This window comes from Nocardia carnea (assembly GCF_029868855.1).
GTDB lineage: Bacteria > Actinomycetota > Actinomycetes > Mycobacteriales > Mycobacteriaceae > Nocardia > Nocardia carnea_A.
In genome coordinates this window covers 1-17,270 of record NZ_JARWOV010000172.1, presented here as the reverse complement: position 1 = coordinate 17,270, position 17,270 = coordinate 1, and the positions used below count along the sequence as shown (strand labels likewise).

General features: G+C 66.5%; 16 protein-coding genes. 7 read left to right on the top strand and 9 right to left on the bottom strand.

Translation table 11 applies throughout. From position 1 onward, the window contains the following. Positions 1-191: 191 nt before the first annotated feature. Together QH195_RS15350 and leuS are read right to left on the bottom strand one after the other, a co-directional pair. Positions 192-2,234: a PhoX family protein gene (locus tag QH195_RS15350; RefSeq protein WP_280435863.1), complete on the bottom strand. Its 2,043-nt coding sequence runs from the start codon at positions 2,232-2,234 to the stop codon at positions 192-194. Between the two features lie 132 nt (positions 2,235-2,366). After that, the gene (leuS, locus tag QH195_RS15345; RefSeq protein WP_280435862.1) at positions 2,367-5,258 is read right to left on the bottom strand and encodes a leucine--tRNA ligase; all 2,892 of its coding nucleotides are present in this window, start codon (positions 5,256-5,258) and stop codon (positions 2,367-2,369) included. A 473-nt stretch (positions 5,259-5,731) separates the two neighbouring features. Between leuS and QH195_RS15340 the strand changes: the two genes are divergently transcribed. Further along, positions 5,732-6,154 (top strand): SdpI family protein, encoded by a 423-nt coding sequence (locus QH195_RS15340; protein ID WP_280420301.1) that lies wholly within the window; start codon positions 5,732-5,734, stop codon positions 6,152-6,154. Positions 6,155-6,158: 4 nt separating this feature from the next. Here the strand turns inward: QH195_RS15340 and ggh are convergent, their stop codons facing one another. Beyond that, positions 6,159-7,499 carry a glucosylglycerate hydrolase gene (gene ggh, locus QH195_RS15335; RefSeq protein WP_280435861.1) on the bottom strand — a complete coding sequence of 447 codons (1,341 nt, stop codon included), beginning with the start codon at positions 7,497-7,499 and terminating at the stop codon, positions 6,159-6,161. A 334-nt stretch (positions 7,500-7,833) separates the two neighbouring features. Here ggh and QH195_RS15330 point away from each other — a divergent pair, with 334 nt between their 5' ends. Together QH195_RS15330 and QH195_RS15325 are read left to right on the top strand one after the other, a co-directional pair. Then, positions 7,834-8,535, top strand: a complete 702-nt coding sequence (locus QH195_RS15330) for an SDR family oxidoreductase (RefSeq protein ID WP_280435860.1) — start codon at positions 7,834-7,836, stop codon at positions 8,533-8,535. Positions 8,536-8,977: 442 nt separating this feature from the next. Further along, a complete protein-coding gene (locus QH195_RS15325) occupies positions 8,978-9,628 on the top strand; it encodes an ammonium transporter (RefSeq protein WP_280435859.1) in 651 nt (216 codons plus the stop codon). Between the two features lie 177 nt (positions 9,629-9,805). Here QH195_RS15325 and QH195_RS15320 read toward each other — a convergent pair whose 3' ends face one another. Continuing rightward, positions 9,806-10,102, bottom strand: coding sequence for a hypothetical protein (locus QH195_RS15320; RefSeq protein WP_280420297.1), 297 nt, complete (start codon positions 10,100-10,102; stop codon positions 9,806-9,808). Positions 10,103-10,669: 567 nt separating this feature from the next. Here QH195_RS15320 and QH195_RS15315 point away from each other — a divergent pair. Beyond that, the gene (locus QH195_RS15315) at positions 10,670-11,302 is read left to right on the top strand and encodes an ammonium transporter (protein WP_280435858.1); all 633 of its coding nucleotides are present in this window, start codon (positions 10,670-10,672) and stop codon (positions 11,300-11,302) included. A gap of 242 nt (positions 11,303-11,544) precedes the next feature. On the opposite strand, the gene QH195_RS15310 is transcribed toward QH195_RS15315, so the two are convergent. Next, positions 11,545-12,339 carry an LLM class F420-dependent oxidoreductase gene (locus QH195_RS15310; RefSeq protein WP_280435857.1) on the bottom strand — a complete coding sequence of 265 codons (795 nt, stop codon included), beginning with the start codon at positions 12,337-12,339 and terminating at the stop codon, positions 11,545-11,547. A gap of 313 nt (positions 12,340-12,652) precedes the next feature. Between QH195_RS15310 and QH195_RS15305 the strand changes: the two genes are divergently transcribed. From QH195_RS15305 to QH195_RS15295, 3 genes are read left to right on the top strand one after another with little or no spacing between them, the layout of a single operon-like run. Continuing rightward, the gene (locus QH195_RS15305; RefSeq protein WP_280419667.1) at positions 12,653-13,009 is read left to right on the top strand and encodes a DUF1048 domain-containing protein; all 357 of its coding nucleotides are present in this window, start codon (positions 12,653-12,655) and stop codon (positions 13,007-13,009) included. An 11-nt stretch (positions 13,010-13,020) separates the two neighbouring features. Continuing rightward, the gene (locus QH195_RS15300) at positions 13,021-13,830 is read left to right on the top strand and encodes an ABC transporter ATP-binding protein (protein WP_280435856.1); all 810 of its coding nucleotides are present in this window, start codon (positions 13,021-13,023) and stop codon (positions 13,828-13,830) included. Between the two features lie 7 nt (positions 13,831-13,837). Continuing rightward, entirely contained in the window at positions 13,838-14,599 is a 762-nt protein-coding gene (locus QH195_RS15295; RefSeq protein WP_280419665.1) for an ABC transporter permease, read from the top strand. Between the two features lie 310 nt (positions 14,600-14,909). Here QH195_RS15295 and QH195_RS15290 read toward each other — a convergent pair whose 3' ends face one another. The 4 genes from QH195_RS15290 to QH195_RS15275 form a co-directional block, all read right to left on the bottom strand. Continuing rightward, the gene (locus QH195_RS15290; RefSeq protein WP_280435855.1) at positions 14,910-15,227 is read right to left on the bottom strand and encodes a WXG100 family type VII secretion target; all 318 of its coding nucleotides are present in this window, start codon (positions 15,225-15,227) and stop codon (positions 14,910-14,912) included. A 27-nt stretch (positions 15,228-15,254) separates the two neighbouring features. After that, the gene (locus QH195_RS15285; protein WP_280425941.1) at positions 15,255-15,572 is read right to left on the bottom strand and encodes a WXG100 family type VII secretion target; all 318 of its coding nucleotides are present in this window, start codon (positions 15,570-15,572) and stop codon (positions 15,255-15,257) included. A 90-nt stretch (positions 15,573-15,662) separates the two neighbouring features. After that, positions 15,663-16,100, bottom strand: coding sequence for an ESX secretion-associated protein EspG (locus QH195_RS15280; protein WP_280435854.1), 438 nt, complete (start codon positions 16,098-16,100; stop codon positions 15,663-15,665). Positions 16,101-16,165: 65 nt separating this feature from the next. Further along, complete coding sequence (locus QH195_RS15275) at positions 16,166-16,954, bottom strand: ESX secretion-associated protein EspG (RefSeq protein ID WP_280435853.1); 789 nt, start codon at positions 16,952-16,954, stop codon at positions 16,166-16,168. Between the last annotated feature and the right edge of the window lie 316 nt (positions 16,955-17,270).

The window sequence follows — 17,270 nt, the reverse complement described above, 5'->3', positions numbered from 1 at the left end:
GATCGGTATCGAGTAAGCGGGTTGCGTCGCAACGGGTCCGGCCGGGGCCCACCCGCCCCGCCGGGCCCCCCGAGGTTCCGCCGCGCAGCCGGAAAAGCCCCCCGGGTGCAAAGCCCCCAGGGGGCACGGCCCCCCCGGGGGCCCCGCCGGGCCGGGCCCCCCCGCCCCGGACCCGTTGCGACGCAACCCGCTTACTCGATACCGATCCGGCCGCCACCGGCCTTCCAGACCGCCACCACGGCCGGACGCGGCTGCGAGGTACCGCCGTCCGGCCAGTGCGACGCCGGGGCCTCCACCGAGGCATCATCGGTTTCGCCCGGATGCTGGACGCAGACGAGGACCCGTTCTTCGGTGATCACCGGACCGCAGGTCTCACCACCGACGGGGACCGACAGGAACTGTTTGGTCTCGCCGCGGCGGTCGCCGTCGAGAACCACCGCGAACAGCCCGTCGTTGGCGTCCAGGGCGTTACCGTCGGTGCTGATCCACAGGTTGCCGTACGGATCGAAGGCGAGGTTGTCCGGGCAGGAGATGGGGCTGACCTTCGTCTTGTCGTAGCCGGCGAAGTAGGTGTCGGCGGTCGCCGGATCACCGCAGACGAGCAACAGCGACCAGGTGAATTCGGTGCCCGCGTGATCGTCGGTGATCTCCAGGACCTGGCCGTTCTTGTTCTCGTTGCGCGGGTTGGCCTCGTCGGCGGCGGCCTCGCCGTCGGTGCCGCGTTTGCTGTTGTTGGTCAGCGCCACATAGACCTTGCCGGTCTTCGGGTCGGCCTCGAAATCCTCGGGGCGGTCCATCTTGGTGGCGCCCACCTTGTCACCGGCGAGACGGGTGAACACCGCGACCTCTTCGGCGGTCATCCCGTCCACCAGTGATTCGCCGCGGCCGTCCGCACCGGTGCGCAGAAGTGGAATCCACTGTCCCTTACCGGTGAAACCCTGGTCCGACGGGACAGTGCCCGACCCATCGATCCGGTCGGGGTGATCACCGGTGAGTTTCGCGACGTAGAGGGTGCCGGCGTCCAGGATGGTCAGGTTGTGGCGGCGGCTCGCGGCGCCGGTACCCGGTTCGATCTTGCGGGTGGAGACGAACTTGTACATGTAGTCGAAGCGTTCGTCGTCGCCGCTGTAGGCGACCACGGTGCCGTCGGCGGTCACATGGATATTCGCGGCCTCGTGCTTGAACCGGCCCAGTGCGGTGTGCTTGACCGGCGTGGACTGCGGATCCCACGGATCCACCTCGACCACCCAGCCGAAACGGTTGGCCTCGTTGGGTTCGGCCGCGATATCGAAACGCTTGTCGAACTTCTCCCAGAAATGCGGGGAATCGGATTCGCCGATACCGTAACGGTCCAGTCGCTCGGCGGTCACCGGATCGGCGGCCTTGCCGATGAAGTAGGCGTTGAAATTCTCTTCCCCGGAAAGGACGGTGCCCCAAGGGGTTACTCCGCCGGAACAGTTGTTGATGGTGCCGAGCACTTTGGTGCCGGTGGGGTCGGCGGTGGTTCTCAGCAACGCACTGCCGGCGGCGGGGCCGGTCAGCACGAACTCCGTCGTCGCGGTGATGCGCCGGTTGTATTTGCCGAACACGGGCTTCAGTCGCCCGGTTCCGGGCTCACCGTGCACCTCGACCACCGACAGGCCGTGCGCGGCCATGGCGATATCGACCTGTTCGCGGGTGATCGCCTCGGGCTCGTACCCGGGGAACATGAACACCTCGGTGGTGTATTCGTGGTTCACCACCAGCAGGTATTTACCCGCTTGGCCCTCGATGGGCAGCAGTCCGGCGAAATCGTTGTTGTAACCGAACTGTTTGGCCTGAGCGGCGGGGGTCTGGCCGTAGAAGTCGAATTCGGGCGCGTCCTCGAACAGTGGATCGCCCCAGCGGATCACCACGCCTTGCTCGTAACCGTCCGGGATGACGACCGCGTCGTCGGTGTTGGGCGCCACCGGGGTGAAATCGGTGCCCATCCCCTGCCCACTCTCGGCACCGCCGGCGCCGGCGTCGTCACCGCAGGCCGCGAGTGTGCCGACGGCACCGATCGCGACCACCGCGGCCGCGCCACCCTGCAGCACCCGGCGCCGCGAGATCCCGGCCACGATATCCCCGAAGTAGGTGTTCGACGAGGTGTTGGGCACCTCGTGGAAGCAGGCGTTGCCGCATTTGTACTGACAGGTCACGCGCGACCGGGATCCGGCCGGTCGGTGTGCGACGAAGAGCGCAAGAGGTTTCACAGTGGACTCCTGTTCCGGGCTGAACGCACGCACGCTAGCCGACGCAGGCAAGTCCGAGGAGTCTCGCAGATTAACTACCGGCCAACACGGTAGCCCGGGAATTGCCGGGCTACCGTGTCGGCCGATCACGGGTCAGGAGACGATATTGACCAGCCGGCCCGGCACCACGATCAGTTTGCGCGGGGCCTTCCCGTCCAGCAGCGCGGCGATCTTCTCGTCCGCCAGCGCGGCCGCCTCGATTGCGGCCTGATCGGCCTCCGGATCCACCTGGATACGGCTGCGGACCTTCCCGTTCACCTGAATCGGGTACTCCACGGTCTCCGCCGTCAGCAGCGCCGGATCGGCCACCGGGAACGGGCCGTGCGCCAGCGAACCGGTGTGGCCCAGGCGTTCCCACAGTTCCTCGGCCATATGCGGGGCCAGCGGGGCCAGCATCAGCACCACCGGTTCCGCGGCCGAGCGGGGCGCGCCCTTCGGGTAGGCCTTGGTCAGGTGATTGGTCAGCTCGATCAGTTTGGCGCCGGCGGTGTTGTCGCGCATGGCCGCCAGATCCTCGTCGACACCGGCGATGGTCCGGTGCAGCAACCGCAGCGTTTCGTCGGACGGGTTGTCCTCGGTGACCCGGGTTGCGCCGGTCTCCTCGTCCACCACCAGCCGCCACACCCGCTGCAGGAAGCGGTGTGCGCCGATGACGTCCTTGGTGGCCCACGGCCGGGACGTATCCAGCGGCCCCATCGACATCTCGTAGAACCGGAACGTATCGGCCCCGTACAGATCGCATATCTCGTCGGGGGCGATGGCGTTCTTCAGCGATTTGCCGATCTTGCCGTATTCCTGGTTCACCTCGATCTCGGTGCCCGTGGGGTCGGTCCAGTAGAACTTGCCGTCCCGTTCGACGACCTCGGCGGCCGGAACATAGACCCCGCGTGCGTCGGTGTAGGCGAAGCCCTGGACATAGCCCTGGTTGAACAGGCGCCGGTACGGTTCGCTACCGCTCACCTCACCCAGGTCGAACAACACCTTCTGCCAGAACCGGGCGTACAGCAGGTGCAGCACGGCATGCTCCACACCACCCACGTACAGATCCACGCCGCCCGGATCGTCCGCCCCGTGCTCGGCCGGCCGCGGGCCCAGCCAGTAGTTCTCGTTCTCCTTCGCGCAGAACACCGCGGAATTGCTGGGATCGGCATAACGCAGCTGATACCAGGAACTACCCGCCCACTGCGGCATGACATTGGTATCGCGGCGGTAGGTGCGCGGACCGTCGCCCAGATCCAGTTCCACCTCCACCCAGTCGGTGGCCTTGGCCAGCGGCGGGGACGGTTCGGAATCGGCGTCGTCCGGATCGAAGGTGACCGGGGCGAAATCGTCGAGTTCGGGCAGCCGTACCGGCAGCATGGATTCCGGCAGAGCGTGCGGAGCGCCGGACTCGTCGTAGACGATCGGGAACGGTTCGCCCCAGTACCGCTGCCGTGCGAACAGCCAGTCCCGCAGCTTGTACTGCACGGTGCCGGCGCCGCGGCCGTCGGCTTCCAGCCGCGCGATCACGGCCGCCTTGGCGTCGGCGATGGACAGCCCGTTCAGATAATCGGAGTTGATCGCCGGGCCGTCGCCGGTGAAGGCCTCGCCGTCGAAACCCTCCGGCGGCTCGACGGTCCGGATGATCGGCAGGCCGAACGCGGTCGCGAAATCCCAGTCGCGCTGGTCCTGCCCCGGCACGGCCATGATCGCGCCCGTTCCGTACCCGCTCAGCACGTAGTCGGCGATGAAGATCGGGATCTGCGCGCCGTTCACCGGATTGGTGGCGAAGGCCCCCAGGAAAACGCCGGTCTTTTCCTTGTTCTCCTGCCGCTCCAGATCCGATTTCGCCGCGATGGCCTTGCGGTAGGCGGAGACGGCTTCGGCCGGGGTCGCGCTGCCGCCCGTCCAGCGGGCATCGGTCTCGGCCGGCCAGGCGGGCGCGGTCAGGGTGTCGACCATCTCGTGTTCCGGGGCCAGCACCATGTAGGTCGCGCCGAACAGGGTGTCGGGGCGAGTGGTGAACACCTCCACATCGCCCGCCACCGTGGCGAACTCGACCCGGGCCCCACGCGAACGACCGATCCAGTTGCGCTGCATGGCCTTGACGTTCTCGGGCCAATCCACGTGGTCCAGATCGTCGATCAGCCGGTCGGAGTAGGCGGTGATCCGCATCATCCACTGCCACAGCCGCTTCCGGAACACCGGGAAATTGCCGCGTTCGCTGCGGCCGTCCGCGGTCACCTCCTCGTTGGACAGCACAGTTCCCAGACCGGGACACCAGTTGACCATCGAATCGGTCTGGTACACCAGCCGGTACGAGTCGATCAGCGCCCGCCGCTCGGCGGCCGGCACACTCGCCCAGTCCTTACCGCCGGGCACCGGGCGGGCACCCGAGGCGAACTGCCGCTCCAACTCCTCGATCGGCCGGGCCCGGTCTGCCTCCTGGTCGTACCAGGCGTTGTAGATCCGCAGGAAAATCCACTGCGTCCACTTGTAGTACTCCGGGTCGGTGGTGGCGAAGGAACGTCGCCGATCGTGCCCCAGGCCCAGCCGGTCCAGCTGCCGCTGCATGGTCGCGATATTGGCCTCGGTGGTGTCGCGCGGATGCGCGCCGGTCTGCACGGCGTACTGCTCGGCGGGCAGGCCGAACGCGTCGTAACCCAGCGCGTGCAGCACATTGCGCCCGTGCATACGGTGGTATCGCGCGAACACATCGGTGGCGATATAGCCCAGCGGATGCCCCACGTGCAGACCCGCCCCCGACGGGTACGGGAACATATCCTGCACGAACAGCTTGTCCGCCGGTACCTCCCCCGCCAGCGGCCCGACCGGATTCGGGGCGTGGAAGGTCCCGCGCTCGTTCCAGCGCTGCTGCCACCGGCGCTCGATCTCCCCGGCGAGCGCAGCGGTGTACCGGTGGGCGGGCGTATCGTCGGCCCGGCCCGGGGCGCCGGTGTCTACCGAGCGCTGCCCGGCGGTCTCGGTTGCGCGGGAGTCCTGCACGGTCCTGCCTTCTCTAGCTGCTGATGGGGAGAAATCCGTCGTCGAACAGCCTAAGACGTGCCCCCTGACAAGCCCAAAAAGGTGGGTGAATCCGTCTCCGGCCACCGGACCGGACGAGACGTACCCCAGCCGCGCCCACCACGCAGGGAAAGGACTCGGGTGCCTCCGGCGGAACCGCGCTGCCGGTTGCGGTAAGTGCAACCCTGCACCGGGAGGCCCGCGTCCGCTCCGCCGAAGAACCGGCCCGACCTGCGGCGGCACAGCAGACAAGCTCGCATCCTCGTCTCCGAACAAGCCCGCGCCCCGACCGTTCACCACCGGTTACGGCGCGGCACCTGCGGTCACGCTGACCGGCAAACGCCCGGCCGGAGTTCGCACCGAGCCCGCTGCACCAGGGTGTGACCTGGGTCTACTTCGCTGCGAGCACCCGGCCGACCCGCGGTCCGGCAACCCCCCTGCGGTATCCTCGGCTGGTGCTTGTCGTCGCGATTCTGCTGTTCGTCCTGGCCCTGATTGCCCTGACGACGGGCGTGCTCGGCTTCTTCGGCCGGCTGCCCGGCAACCGCTACCTCGGTGTGCACACCGAGGCGGCACTGCGCGACGAAACCGCGTTCCGCACCGCGAACCGGATCGCCGCACCGACCTCGGTGGTTTCCGGCGCGCTACTCGCCGCGGGCGGGCTGGTTGTCCTGGCCGCGAGCACGGTCACCGGCATCCTCGTGACCGTGGGCGTGCTGGTCATCGCCCTGTTCACCCTTGGCGCGGGCGCCAATGCGGGCGCGCGCGCCGCCGAGGCGATCGCCCCGGCGCCGAAGACCGGCGGTTGCGGTGGATCCTGCGGGGGTTGTTCGCTGAAGGACACCTGCGAACCGGCCACCAGCTCACAGCCGGCCTGATCCGTCAGCCCAGCCAGTCCAACACACTGGCCGCCGTCCACGACTGCTGCATACTGCCCAGCGGCTCCCCGGTGAACGGTTCGTAATACTCCGCGAAGCTGCCGTCGCTGGCCTGGCGCAACGCTTCGGCACGCAGTACGAAGGACCGCTCCGCCCACCCGCGATGGGCGAACACCCAGGAGAACAGCCAGCTCATCACCGGCCAAACCGGGCCACGCCAGTACTCGCGGGGACGGAAATGCTTCGAAACCGGCGAAGTGGACGGCGGCAGCGCATACCGCAGATCGGGATGGCCGCAGAATCGCGGACCCTCGAAGATCCGCAGCAGACTGCGTTCGGTAGCCCGCGGCAACCCGCCACTGATGAGTGGCGCGAACATCGCCAGGGTTTCGGTGGTGATCCAGCGGCCCAGCCGGGTGTCGTAATCACGGGCGGCGCCGGTGCGGGCGTCGGTGGTGGCGATCACGCCGGCGCGGAACCGGTCGGCCCAGCCGAACAGCTCCCGGGTATCGGCCTTCGGCTGGTGGTACTCCTCACCGATCTGCCCCAGCACTTCGCAGGCCAGGGCGAAGATCGCGGTCACGAACACGTCCTCCACGGCGAAATTCATCACCGTGCTCAGCTCTGCGTCGTCGTAGCGGGCGCGCCGCATCTGCTCCACCAGCCACAGGTACCGGTCGTATTCGCGGTCGCTGGGGCGCTGGGTGGGGTCGTCGATGACGAGCACATCCTCACGCCGATACGGCGGCAGATCCGGGCCGGGCGCGACGTTCTCATAGGCCCGATCCCAGCGCGGCGAATTGTCCATCCCCGACTCCCAGCCGTGATACAGGGTGATCCGGCCGTTGCCGAGCGGATCACGGGCATGTGCCAGCCAGCGATGCCAGCGCACCAGATCCGACCACCGGCGATTCAGGAACTCCTCGGCCACAGCGCGGGTGCTGCGCCCGTGCCGGCGCGAATGATCCAGAATCCGCTGCACCGCGATGGCGTGCACCGGCGGCTGGGTGATCCCGGAGGTATCCGGGCCGTCGGGCGCCTGCACCGCCAGCAACCGGCATTCCCAGCGAGCCGGCCCCGGAAAATAGCCATCCACGCCGTTGGCGAACACGATGTGCGGGATCATCCCGTTCTTCCACTGCGCCGAGAGCAGGGTGTCGAGTTCGATCACCGCGCGTTCCACGCTCAACGGCGCCAGCCCCACCGCCACGAAGGCCGCATCCCAGCTCCACATATGCGGATACAGCCGCGGCGCGGCGCTGGTCATGGTTCCCAAATCGTTGCCACGCAGCAGATACGCCGCACGGGCAGCAAGCTGCGTCGGGGTGAAACCGGGGTGTGCCATCTCTATATCTTGCTCGCTGTCTCCTCGGCGCCGCCTTCGGTGGCGTTGGGTCGCAGGTGTGTTGACGCTGGGATCGGGGTGGGCCTTTCGTGAGGGGCGGGCTGCATTTTTGGAGCTGCTCCGCGGCTCGAGGGTGGGGCCCGCCCAGGCGATGTATTACCGGAAGGAGGAGGTTTGGGCTGGTGTGGCTTCCGGGTTCGGTCAAGCCGGGAGTAGTCATAATTTTTACCGAGGAGTGGTTTCGCCGGGATGAGGGTGCTGTTAATTCGGGTCACCTACGGCGCGGCGGGGCGGGACCTGGGCGGCGCAGATATGTGCGCAATAGACTTCTGCTGTGGGACAAGACGCTGAGCGGTTCGGCCGGGAGCGGCCCGTGGCATTGGTCACCGGGGCGGGACGTGGGCTGGGGGCGGCGATTGCGCGGGAGCTGGCATCCGATCACGAGCTGCTGTTGGGGGCGCGGTCTGCCGCGAGCCTGGAAGCGATCCTGGCCGAGTTGCCCGGCGCCACGGGCTGGCCGGTCGAACTCACCGATTATCGGGCCGTGGCTGTCGCGGCGGCGCCGATCGAACGGCTCGATGTGCTCGTGCACAATGCCGGTATCGCCGACCTCGGCACTGTTGCCGAATCCTCGGTGCGCCAGTGGCGGGAAACGCTCGAAGCCAATCTGATCGCGGTGGTCGAGCTGACCAGGCTGTTGCTGCCTGCCCTGCGCGCGGCGCACGGTCACGTGGTGCTGATCAATTCCGGAGCCGGGCTGCGGGCGAACGCGGGATGGTCCTCGTACGCGGCCAGCAAGTTCGGTCTGCGGGCGTTCGGGGACGCGCTGCGGTTGGAGGAGCCGTCTATCCGGGTGACCTCCGTGCATCCCGGGCGGATCGATACCGATATGCAGCGCGAGATCATGGCCGGTGAGGGGCGGGCTTACGATCCGGCCCAGTTCCTCCGTCCGGAGACAGTCGCCCGTGCGGTCCGGACCGCGATCGACACCCCTCGCGACGGCCATCCCACCGAGATCATCTTGCGCCCACGCTGATCCGCGCGAGCTGTTGCCGACCGTGGGTTCGATCGATCCGCGGCGATAGCTGGACATTCACCGATCCACCGAGATAAGGTTCGGCCGACCCCGCCGGAGCGCTCCGCACCCGATGCACGAATTCCCCGGCAACACTGTGGCGAAGGTGCGATCCGCAAGCTACGGCAGCGAAGTACTCGGTCGGCCGTGGCGTACGGGCGATAAACCTGCGGTGGGGCCGGGCAGGGTATTCCGAGTAACCGGAAGTTCCGAACTTCGAACGCGATACCGCGGGACTTCCACGAGATCTCCATACTCGGAAGCTCTTCCGAAGCGTAGTGTCCCGAATGTTCGAATTATGCCGGTGAACAGGTAATTTCGCCGGGCATAACCCGGACAGTGTGCTCGTCCCAGCTGTAAACCATCCTTTGCGACAAAGTGATCAGATCGGACGTGTGAATTCATGAAGATCCGCAAGTTTGTCGCGGCCGTAGTGCCGCTGATGGCCGCCGCGACCTTCGGCTCGGCCGCCGCCCAGGCGGCACCCGCTACCACTCCCGATATCGGCTACCGCACCGAGCTGGCCGGAAAAACCGTTGTCACCACCCTCACCCACGGCACTTTCGAACTGGACGGCGAAACCGTCGATATCGTCGACGAATCCGGCGCCACCGTGGTCAGCCTGCCGCTGTCCGTGCGTGAGGGCACCCTCGAATACCCACTGCCGCACGAGATCCGGGAGGACGGCCGGGTCCTGGAACTCACCGCGGTGAAGGATCCCGCGGCCGCACGGCCGGTCACCGGATTCGTGGCCTCACCGCAGGAGAATCTGGCGGCACAGAACAACTTCGCATCGCAGTTCGGAATCGCGACCGCCATCGGCGGATTCGTCGGTACCGCGATCGGTGCCCTGGTGGGTCTCACCGGAATTGTCACCGGACCGGGCGTTGTCGCCAGTGTTATTGCCGGCGCCACCATCGGTGGGATCATCGGCACGATAGCCGTCGGTGGCCCCATGCTGGTCATCGCGGCGGTGGACCTGGTCAACACGCTCAACGCGGCACCGGGGACCACCCAGTGGGCGCCGAAGAAACAGGCGGCTTCGCAGAACTGAAGTCCCGCGGGCCGGGGCACTCCGTATTTATCGGGACCCGCTGTTACGGCGGGTCCCGATAAATACCGCCAAGTCCTGCCGGGCCCGGTCACACGGCAGCCAACCGGCACCGATCGCGGTGCTGTACCTCCGCCTGTTCACCCGGCCGTACCGATCACCCGCTCGCGGGTTACCGGGTCAGTGTTCGTCGTAGTGCCCGTCATGGGGGGCGTGGCGGTGGCCGTCGTGGATGTAGTCGACATGGTCGCCGTGCGGGACGGCCACATGGCCGCAGCCCTCACCGTGCACATGATCGTGGCTGGTGTGTTCCGTATGCGCCGCCGGCTCGCATTCGTCGTAGTGGCCGGCATGCTCGCGGTGTAGGTGACCGTCGTGGACGTAGTCCACGTGGTCGCCGTGCGGTACCGCGACATGCCCGCAGTCAGGTCCGTGTTCGTGATCGTGTTCGGTGTGCTGAGCATGTGCCGTTGTCATGGGTGTTCCTTCTTTCCTCGAAACGGTCAGCTGGAACTACACACACAGTTACATTATCAAGTGCGCATCACTGCAGATAGCCACATATTCGCCGATCTTACGGCCGGGACCGCGCCCGACACGCAGACAAACCATGTCCCGCATGAGAAGGTCGAATACCGGCACGAGACCGTTTTCCGGGGCGCGATCCGGAGACCGCAACACCGGCGCAGCCGGATTTCCGTCCCTTACGGGCGGACCTTCACACCGACGGCCGGTCGATCCCCCGGCGGCGCCGCCCTCCCACCCGGCACGCCGGGATCATTGCATCGCAGACGACACGGGCGGGAAGGATCCGGAAAGAGCCTTCGAAGGCAAACCCGAGTAGCCGATTCATCCGACCTTTAAACTTTGCCGGAAAGAATTCCACTAAAATATGTCGCACTTGCGCCCTCGACAGCGTAGTGTCTCAAATGTTCGAAACCGCCGGGACACAGCCGTTTCGGTCCGGCGGAACTCGGTCGGCACGGTTGCCCCGGTGGTAAACCACCCTTGGCGACACCGTGATCAGATCGGACATGTGAACCAATGAGGATCCGCAAGATTGCCGCGGCCGTCGTGCCGCTACTAGCCACCGCGACCTTCGGCGCGGCCACCGCACACGCGACACCGGTCGCCGCCCCCGATATCGGTTACCGCACCGAACTGGTCGGCAAAACCGTGGTCACCACCCTCACTCACGGCACCTTCGAGGTAGCCGGGGAGACCGTCGACATCGTCGACGAATCCGGCGCCACCGTGGTCACGTTGCCGCTGTCGGTGCGCGAGGGCGCTACCGAGTACCCGCTGCCGCACGCGGTCCGCGATGAGGGCCGGGTACTGGAGCTCACCGCGGTCAAGGACCCGGCGGCCGCACGTCCGGCCGCCGAACTGGTGGCTTCCCCGCAGGAGAACCTTGCGGCCCAGGACAATCTCACCTCCCAGATCGGCCTTGCCACCGCCATCGGCGGGTTCGTCGGGACGGCTGTCGGCGCGGTCATCGGACTGCTCGTCACCGCGGGGACCGGGGTCGGCATACCCGCCGGGATCATCACCGGCGCGGCCCTCGGCGGAATCATCGGCACCCTGGCCGTCGGCGGACCGACCCTGATCGTCGCCGCGGTGGACCTGATCAACACCTTCAATGCACCGCCGGGCACCACCCGGTGGGCGGAGAAGTAACACTGCACAATTCACCACTGTCAGCGGCAACTACACGGCCACGCCCGATCGTTCAGGGCGTGGCCGTCCGCATCAGAACGGAATCGCCGCAATGAGGGCGCCGATGATGCCGGTGAGAGAAAGACCGCAGGTCCCGAACGCCGCAGCGCATGCAAAACAGATCAGCAGGTCCTCGGTACCGGGTCGGTCATGCCCTGCACTCTTGTGCCCGCCAAGGCATGACCGAACTCGGCGACTCGGACTCAGGCGATACCGCTGACCGGCTCCGGGTTGACCTGGTCCCGCCAGGCGAGCGCCTCCCGGACCTGGGTCAGGTCGTAATCGGGGCCGTTGATACCCACGGTGAACAGGGTCGCGCCCGCGGAGTGGTAGGCGGGTGCCGCTTCGATACCCGGCCAGGCCACCGACCGCTCGATCTTCGCCGGTTCCGTACCGACCCGGGAGCAGTGCTCCTCGAGGACCTGGCTCTTGTGGGTGAACACATCCAGTTCACCGAAGCTGTGCCAGATATGGGCGTACTCGGCGACCAGGCGCAGTGTCTTCTTCTCCCCACCGCCGCCGATGAGGATCGGGATCTCGCGGACCGGCTGCGGGTTCAGTTTCTCGAGCCGGCCGGTGATCCGGGGCAGGTACTCCTTCAACAGGTCCAGGCGGCTGCCCGCGGTACCGAAGTCGTAGCCGTATTCGTCGTAATCACGCTGGAACCAGCCCGAACCGATACCCAGGATGAGCCGGCCGCCGCTGATCTGATCGACGGTGCGGGCCATATCGGCGAGCAGATCGGGGTTACGGTAGCCACCGCCGGTGACCAGCGCGCCGATCTCCACCCGTTCGGTCTGCTCGGCGAACGCGCCGAGCATGGTCCAGCATTCGAAGTGGGCGCCGTCGGGGTCGCCGTACAGGGGATAGAAGTGGTCCCAGTTGAACACGATATCCACGCCGGCATCCTCGGCCCGCAACACCGCGTCGCGAATGAGTCCGTAATCGGGGGCGTGCTGGGGCTGGAGTTGAATTCCGATCCGAACCGGTCGGCTCATCTGCATGACTCCTCGTAGTCGGGTTGATCTCCCGCAGCCGAGGCTACCGCCGGGACAATACGACGGGCGGTTTGTTCGCCGTCGGCGCAGAGCGCGGCTACCGCGGTTCGGCCCGGCAGATCCCCTCGTGCGGCCACGATCCGCGGCCTCGGCACCGACGCGAGCACCTGCGCCTTCACCTCCGGGACCCAGCAATCCAAGTCCGGGCTTGCGTGTACGTATATGTCTACTTATAGTTGGCTCACGCGATGTACGTATACATCTACTTATAGCCATCTTGGTCACGAGCTGGCGGAACGGAAGGCAGACAGCCATGGACATCTCGAACCTCACCGCGAAAGTGGTCGGCGATCTCGGCGACAAACGTCGGTGGCGGCAGTACAAGACCCGGGCGGCGCAGCTACCCGCGAGTCAGCGCACAGCGGTCGCAGGTTTCGAGCGATACCTGCTGCACACCGGCCGGGTAGGCGGCGTCTCGATCTTCGAGGATCTGACCGAGGTCTTCGAACGGAGTGCGGCCGAGGGGACTCCGGTCGGCGAAATCGTCGGCGCGGACCCCGTGGAGTTCATCGAGAAGTTCGCGCGGAACTATCCCGAGGACTCGTGGATCGGCCGGGAACGGGCGCGGCTGACCAGCGCCATCGAACGCGCCGCCGGCGCCGGGAAGTAGAGGGCAATTCGATGACGACACATCAAGCTCCGGCGATCCGCGTACAAGGCCTGGAAAAGTCCTACAAAAAGCTGGAAGTACTACGCGGCGTGGACTTCGAAGTCGGGCGGGGCAGCATATTCGCTCTCCTCGGATCCAACGGGGCCGGCAAGACCACCCTGGTGAAAATCCTGTCCACGCTGCTGAAAGCCGACTCGGGGGCAGCCTGGGTCAACGGCTTCGACGTCGCCACGCAACCGGGTGAGGTGCGCGAGTCCATCAGCCTCACCGGGCAGTTCGCCGCTGTGGACGAGATCCTCAGCGGCCGGGAAAATCTCGTACTCATCGCGAAACTCCGGCATCTGAAGGACGCCGAGCAGATCGCCGACAACCTGCTCGAGCGGTTCTCGCTCACCGACGCGGCCGGCCGGAAAGTCGCCACCTACTCCGGCGGTATGCGCCGCCGGCTCGATATAGCCATGAGCCTGATCGGGAATCCACCGATCGTCTTCCTCGACGAACCGACCACCGGGCTCGATCCCCAGGCCCGCGTCGAGGTCTGGCAGGCGGTGGCGGAACTCGCCGAACAGGGGACGACAGTACTGCTCACCACCCAGTACCTGGAGGAAGCCGAGCAACTCGCCGACCGGATTGCGATCCTGCACAAGGGACGGATCATCGTCGACGGCACCCTCGCCGAATTGAAGCAGCTGCTGCCGCCCGCCGAGGTCGAATACGTCGAGAAGCAGCCCAGCCTCGAAGACATCTTCTTCGCACTCGTCGGCGAGGCCGGCGACACCGACCCCACCGGCACCGACCGCAATGCGGCACGGACGACCTAGGACCATGATGACCACTCATTTCTTCCCCGACACCACTCTGCTGCTGGGACGATCCCTGCGCCATATCACGCGCAGCATGGACACCATCATCACGACCACGATCATGCCGATCGCCTTCATGCTGCTGTTCGTCTATGTTTTCGGCGGCGCGATCGACTCCGGATCGGACTCCTACGTGCAGTATCTGCTGCCCGGAATTCTGCTCATCACCATCGCCTCGGGTATCTCCTACACCGCGTTCCGGCTGTTCCTCGATATGCAGAGCGGAATTTTCGAACGCTTCCAATCCATGCCGATCGCACGCTCCTCGGTACTGTGGGCGCATGTGCTGACCTCGCTCGTCGCGAATCTGATCTCGGTCGTGGTCGTCGTGCTCGTCGCCCTGCTCATGGGCTTCCGGTCGAGCGCGGGGATACCGGCCTGGCTCGCGGTCGCGGGCATCCTGATCATGTTCACCCTCGCGCTGACCTGGATAGCGGTCATCCCCGGTCTCACCGCCAAGTCGGCCGACGGTGCCAGCGCGTTCTCCTACCCCCTGATCTTCCTGCCTTTCATCAGCTCGGCCTTCGTACCCACCGAAACCATGCCCGGACCGCTGCGGGCATTCGCCGAGAACCAGCCGGTGACCTCGATCATCAACGCCATCCGCGACCTGCTCACCCAACAGCCGGTCGGCAACGATATCTGGATCGCACTGGCCTGGTGTGCCGGAATCCTCGTGGTGGCCTACCTGTTCGCCATGAACGTCTACCGTCGCAAGATCTCCTGACGGTCGCCGTCGGCCACGACCGCATATTTCCCGGCGGTTACTGATCGGCCGGGCCGGAAAACCCGCCGGGGGGCGCCCCCCCCCGGGGACCCGGGGAGCGGCGGGGGGCGGGCCCGGGCGCCCGCGCCCGGGGCCGCGCCGGGGGCCCCCCCCCCCGCCCCGCCGCCCCCCCCCCCCCCCCCCCCCCCCCCCCTCTCCGGCTCGGATCGATGAACGACTCGATCCGCAGCGAGCACCGTCCAGCGGTGTATGCCGTGCTCAGGCGAAAGACGTGGTCGACGGCCAGGTCTTCCAGCCTGTTGCGCTGAGCTCAGCCGCCGAACGACGCGCCGATTTTGGCGTCGGTGCCGAGCGCGTTCTGCCAGGCGGCTTCGACGGCCTTGCCGATTCCATTGAGCTTTCCGATGGTGGTTTCGTCGACCACCGTGTTGTCGCTGTACTCGGTGCCGAATTCGGCATCGAACCGGTTCTTTGCATCGCGAAAGCCTTCATATCCAGCGTTGCCATCCCAAGCAATGGCCAGCTTTCCCGCCGCCGCCTGCAGGTTTTCCGCATCGACCCGGAGCTTGTCTCGCAAGCTTTCCAAGTCCTGGATCAGTGGCCCCAGAATATTCGGATCGTATTTCATAGTTTTTCCTTCGGTCTTCCTTTTGAATCAGGTCAGGTTGGTCAGATTGGTGAAATAGTCCTGGTTCTCTGCCTCCAGCACTTCGTAGTTCTTGTTGCCGTCGCCGACCATGTCCGCGATCTCCTGCAGGATCGCTCGGACGCGGTCGGCTTCGTCCTCGAACGCCGAACATGCCCGCCCGCACGCGTCATACGCGTCGCCCTGCCAGCCGCCCTTGGCGGCGTCCACGGTCGTGACGACCTCGGTTATGGTATTGCGTATTGTGATGACAGCATTGGCCATCTCGTCGGCGGCGTCCGTGGCGCCGAACGCCTCGAAATTGATCTGGTGCCCTTCACCGGCCATTATTGATTCCTCTCGTACTATGCGCTCGAAATAGATTTCATGTCGATTCGGAGAAAGGGTTCTCGCGAAGTTTTGTTGTCGCACGGGAAACTACGGTGGCAGCCACCTCTCGCCGGGCAGGCCTTCGATAAGAGAACCGACTGCCTGAATTATTCGATGGTTACTGCCGGTGGTGATCGTGGACCACACCCGTCGGTCCGGGGAAACCATAGGAGCAGCCACGATCCTGCCGCGCCCGGTGTCGTGAACTGCAATCGCTGCGGGTGCCCGGACGGCTACTCCGTCGATGTGGGCGTAGGCCACGATTTCGGCTGAGCCGTGGCAGGACCCGAATACCGATTCATCGCTCCACGCCTGCGAGGTGGTGACGAACGCCGCGCTCGCGTTACCCTTCCAGCCCGCGTGGGCTGCATCTTTGGCCGCGTCCACGGCGTGCACCGACAGCCGCAGATTCTCGATGGCCTGACACATCTCGCCCGTGGTCTTCGTGACCGGCGGGACATCGAGATCAGCACCCTGTGTTGTCATCGTCGGGATCCTGTCGTGAGGTCGTATTCCGTCGAGATCCGACGATCTCGAACTGAACCGGTGGTCTAGGACATCCACCCTCCTACCGGTAGCGAGTGGACGAGGGCGGATATCGCCTCGGCGATCCGGTGGTCGGAGCCCGCAGTGAAGGTCGACCAGACCTGCTGATCCGGCGAGGTGCCGGGGACGGCAACCAGCCGGCCGCGCCCGGTGTCGTACACCACGACCGCTCCTGCGGATCGATGGGTGACACCCTCGCCGTGGGCGTAGCCGACGATTTCGGAATACGCGGTACAGGTGGACAGGGCAAGACCGAACTCGATCGCAGTCCGTTCCTCGACACCCAGTTCGTACAGCGCCTGGGTGTACCCGCTGGAGTCGGCGGCGCCGTCGAGGCGCTCCCGCAACGCTTCCGTCGGCGCACTGAAACTCGGTGTCGCCGCCGGTGGGCAGGTCCCGAGCGCATCCAGCAATGGGCGCGCCAACGTCGCGCCCGTCGCATCGGCCCACGTCGTTCGGACATCGAACATGTCACCGTCCCTGGTGGCCACTGCATGCCGATCGCCACGGCGGGCCAGGCACACCCGCCGGACTCCCGCCCCGGTGTGGATCCGGGCTACCAGTTCACGGTCCGGCTGCGCCAGCACGTGCATGGCCGCGGCCAGATCGGTGTCGACGTCGTCGTAGCCGTCCACCAGGCCCGATCTGCGCAGTCCGGCGAGCGCCTCGTTCTGCGCGGCGGCCCAGGCGGCAGCCGAATCCTGCTGGGGCCCCACCGCGAGCACCAGCGGAAGAGTTTGCACATTCAGCAGGCCCGCAACGGCCAGCAGGCCGTCATTGGTCAGTATCGCCACCGCGTCCCCCTAGGTAAGGGCCGTGTCACGACGTCCCCGTTCCCGGGACCGGCCGAGGGGACGGCTCGGCGGCGCCCAGCACCGGCGGAGCCGCCTGGACGCCTGCCTCGATCGCCATCACTACCTCGGTGTCCTCGTCGATGACGCCGGGGCCCGGGGGGCGGGGGGACCGCGGGCCCCGCCCGCGCGGGGGTTATGTACGTTGAACTCGGTGTTGGTTTGGCCTTTCGTGCCGGCGCTCGGGGCGGCTCCGGGGGGGCTGGCGGCCGCCGAGCCGTCCCCTCGGCCGGTCCCGGGAACGGGGACGTCGTGACAC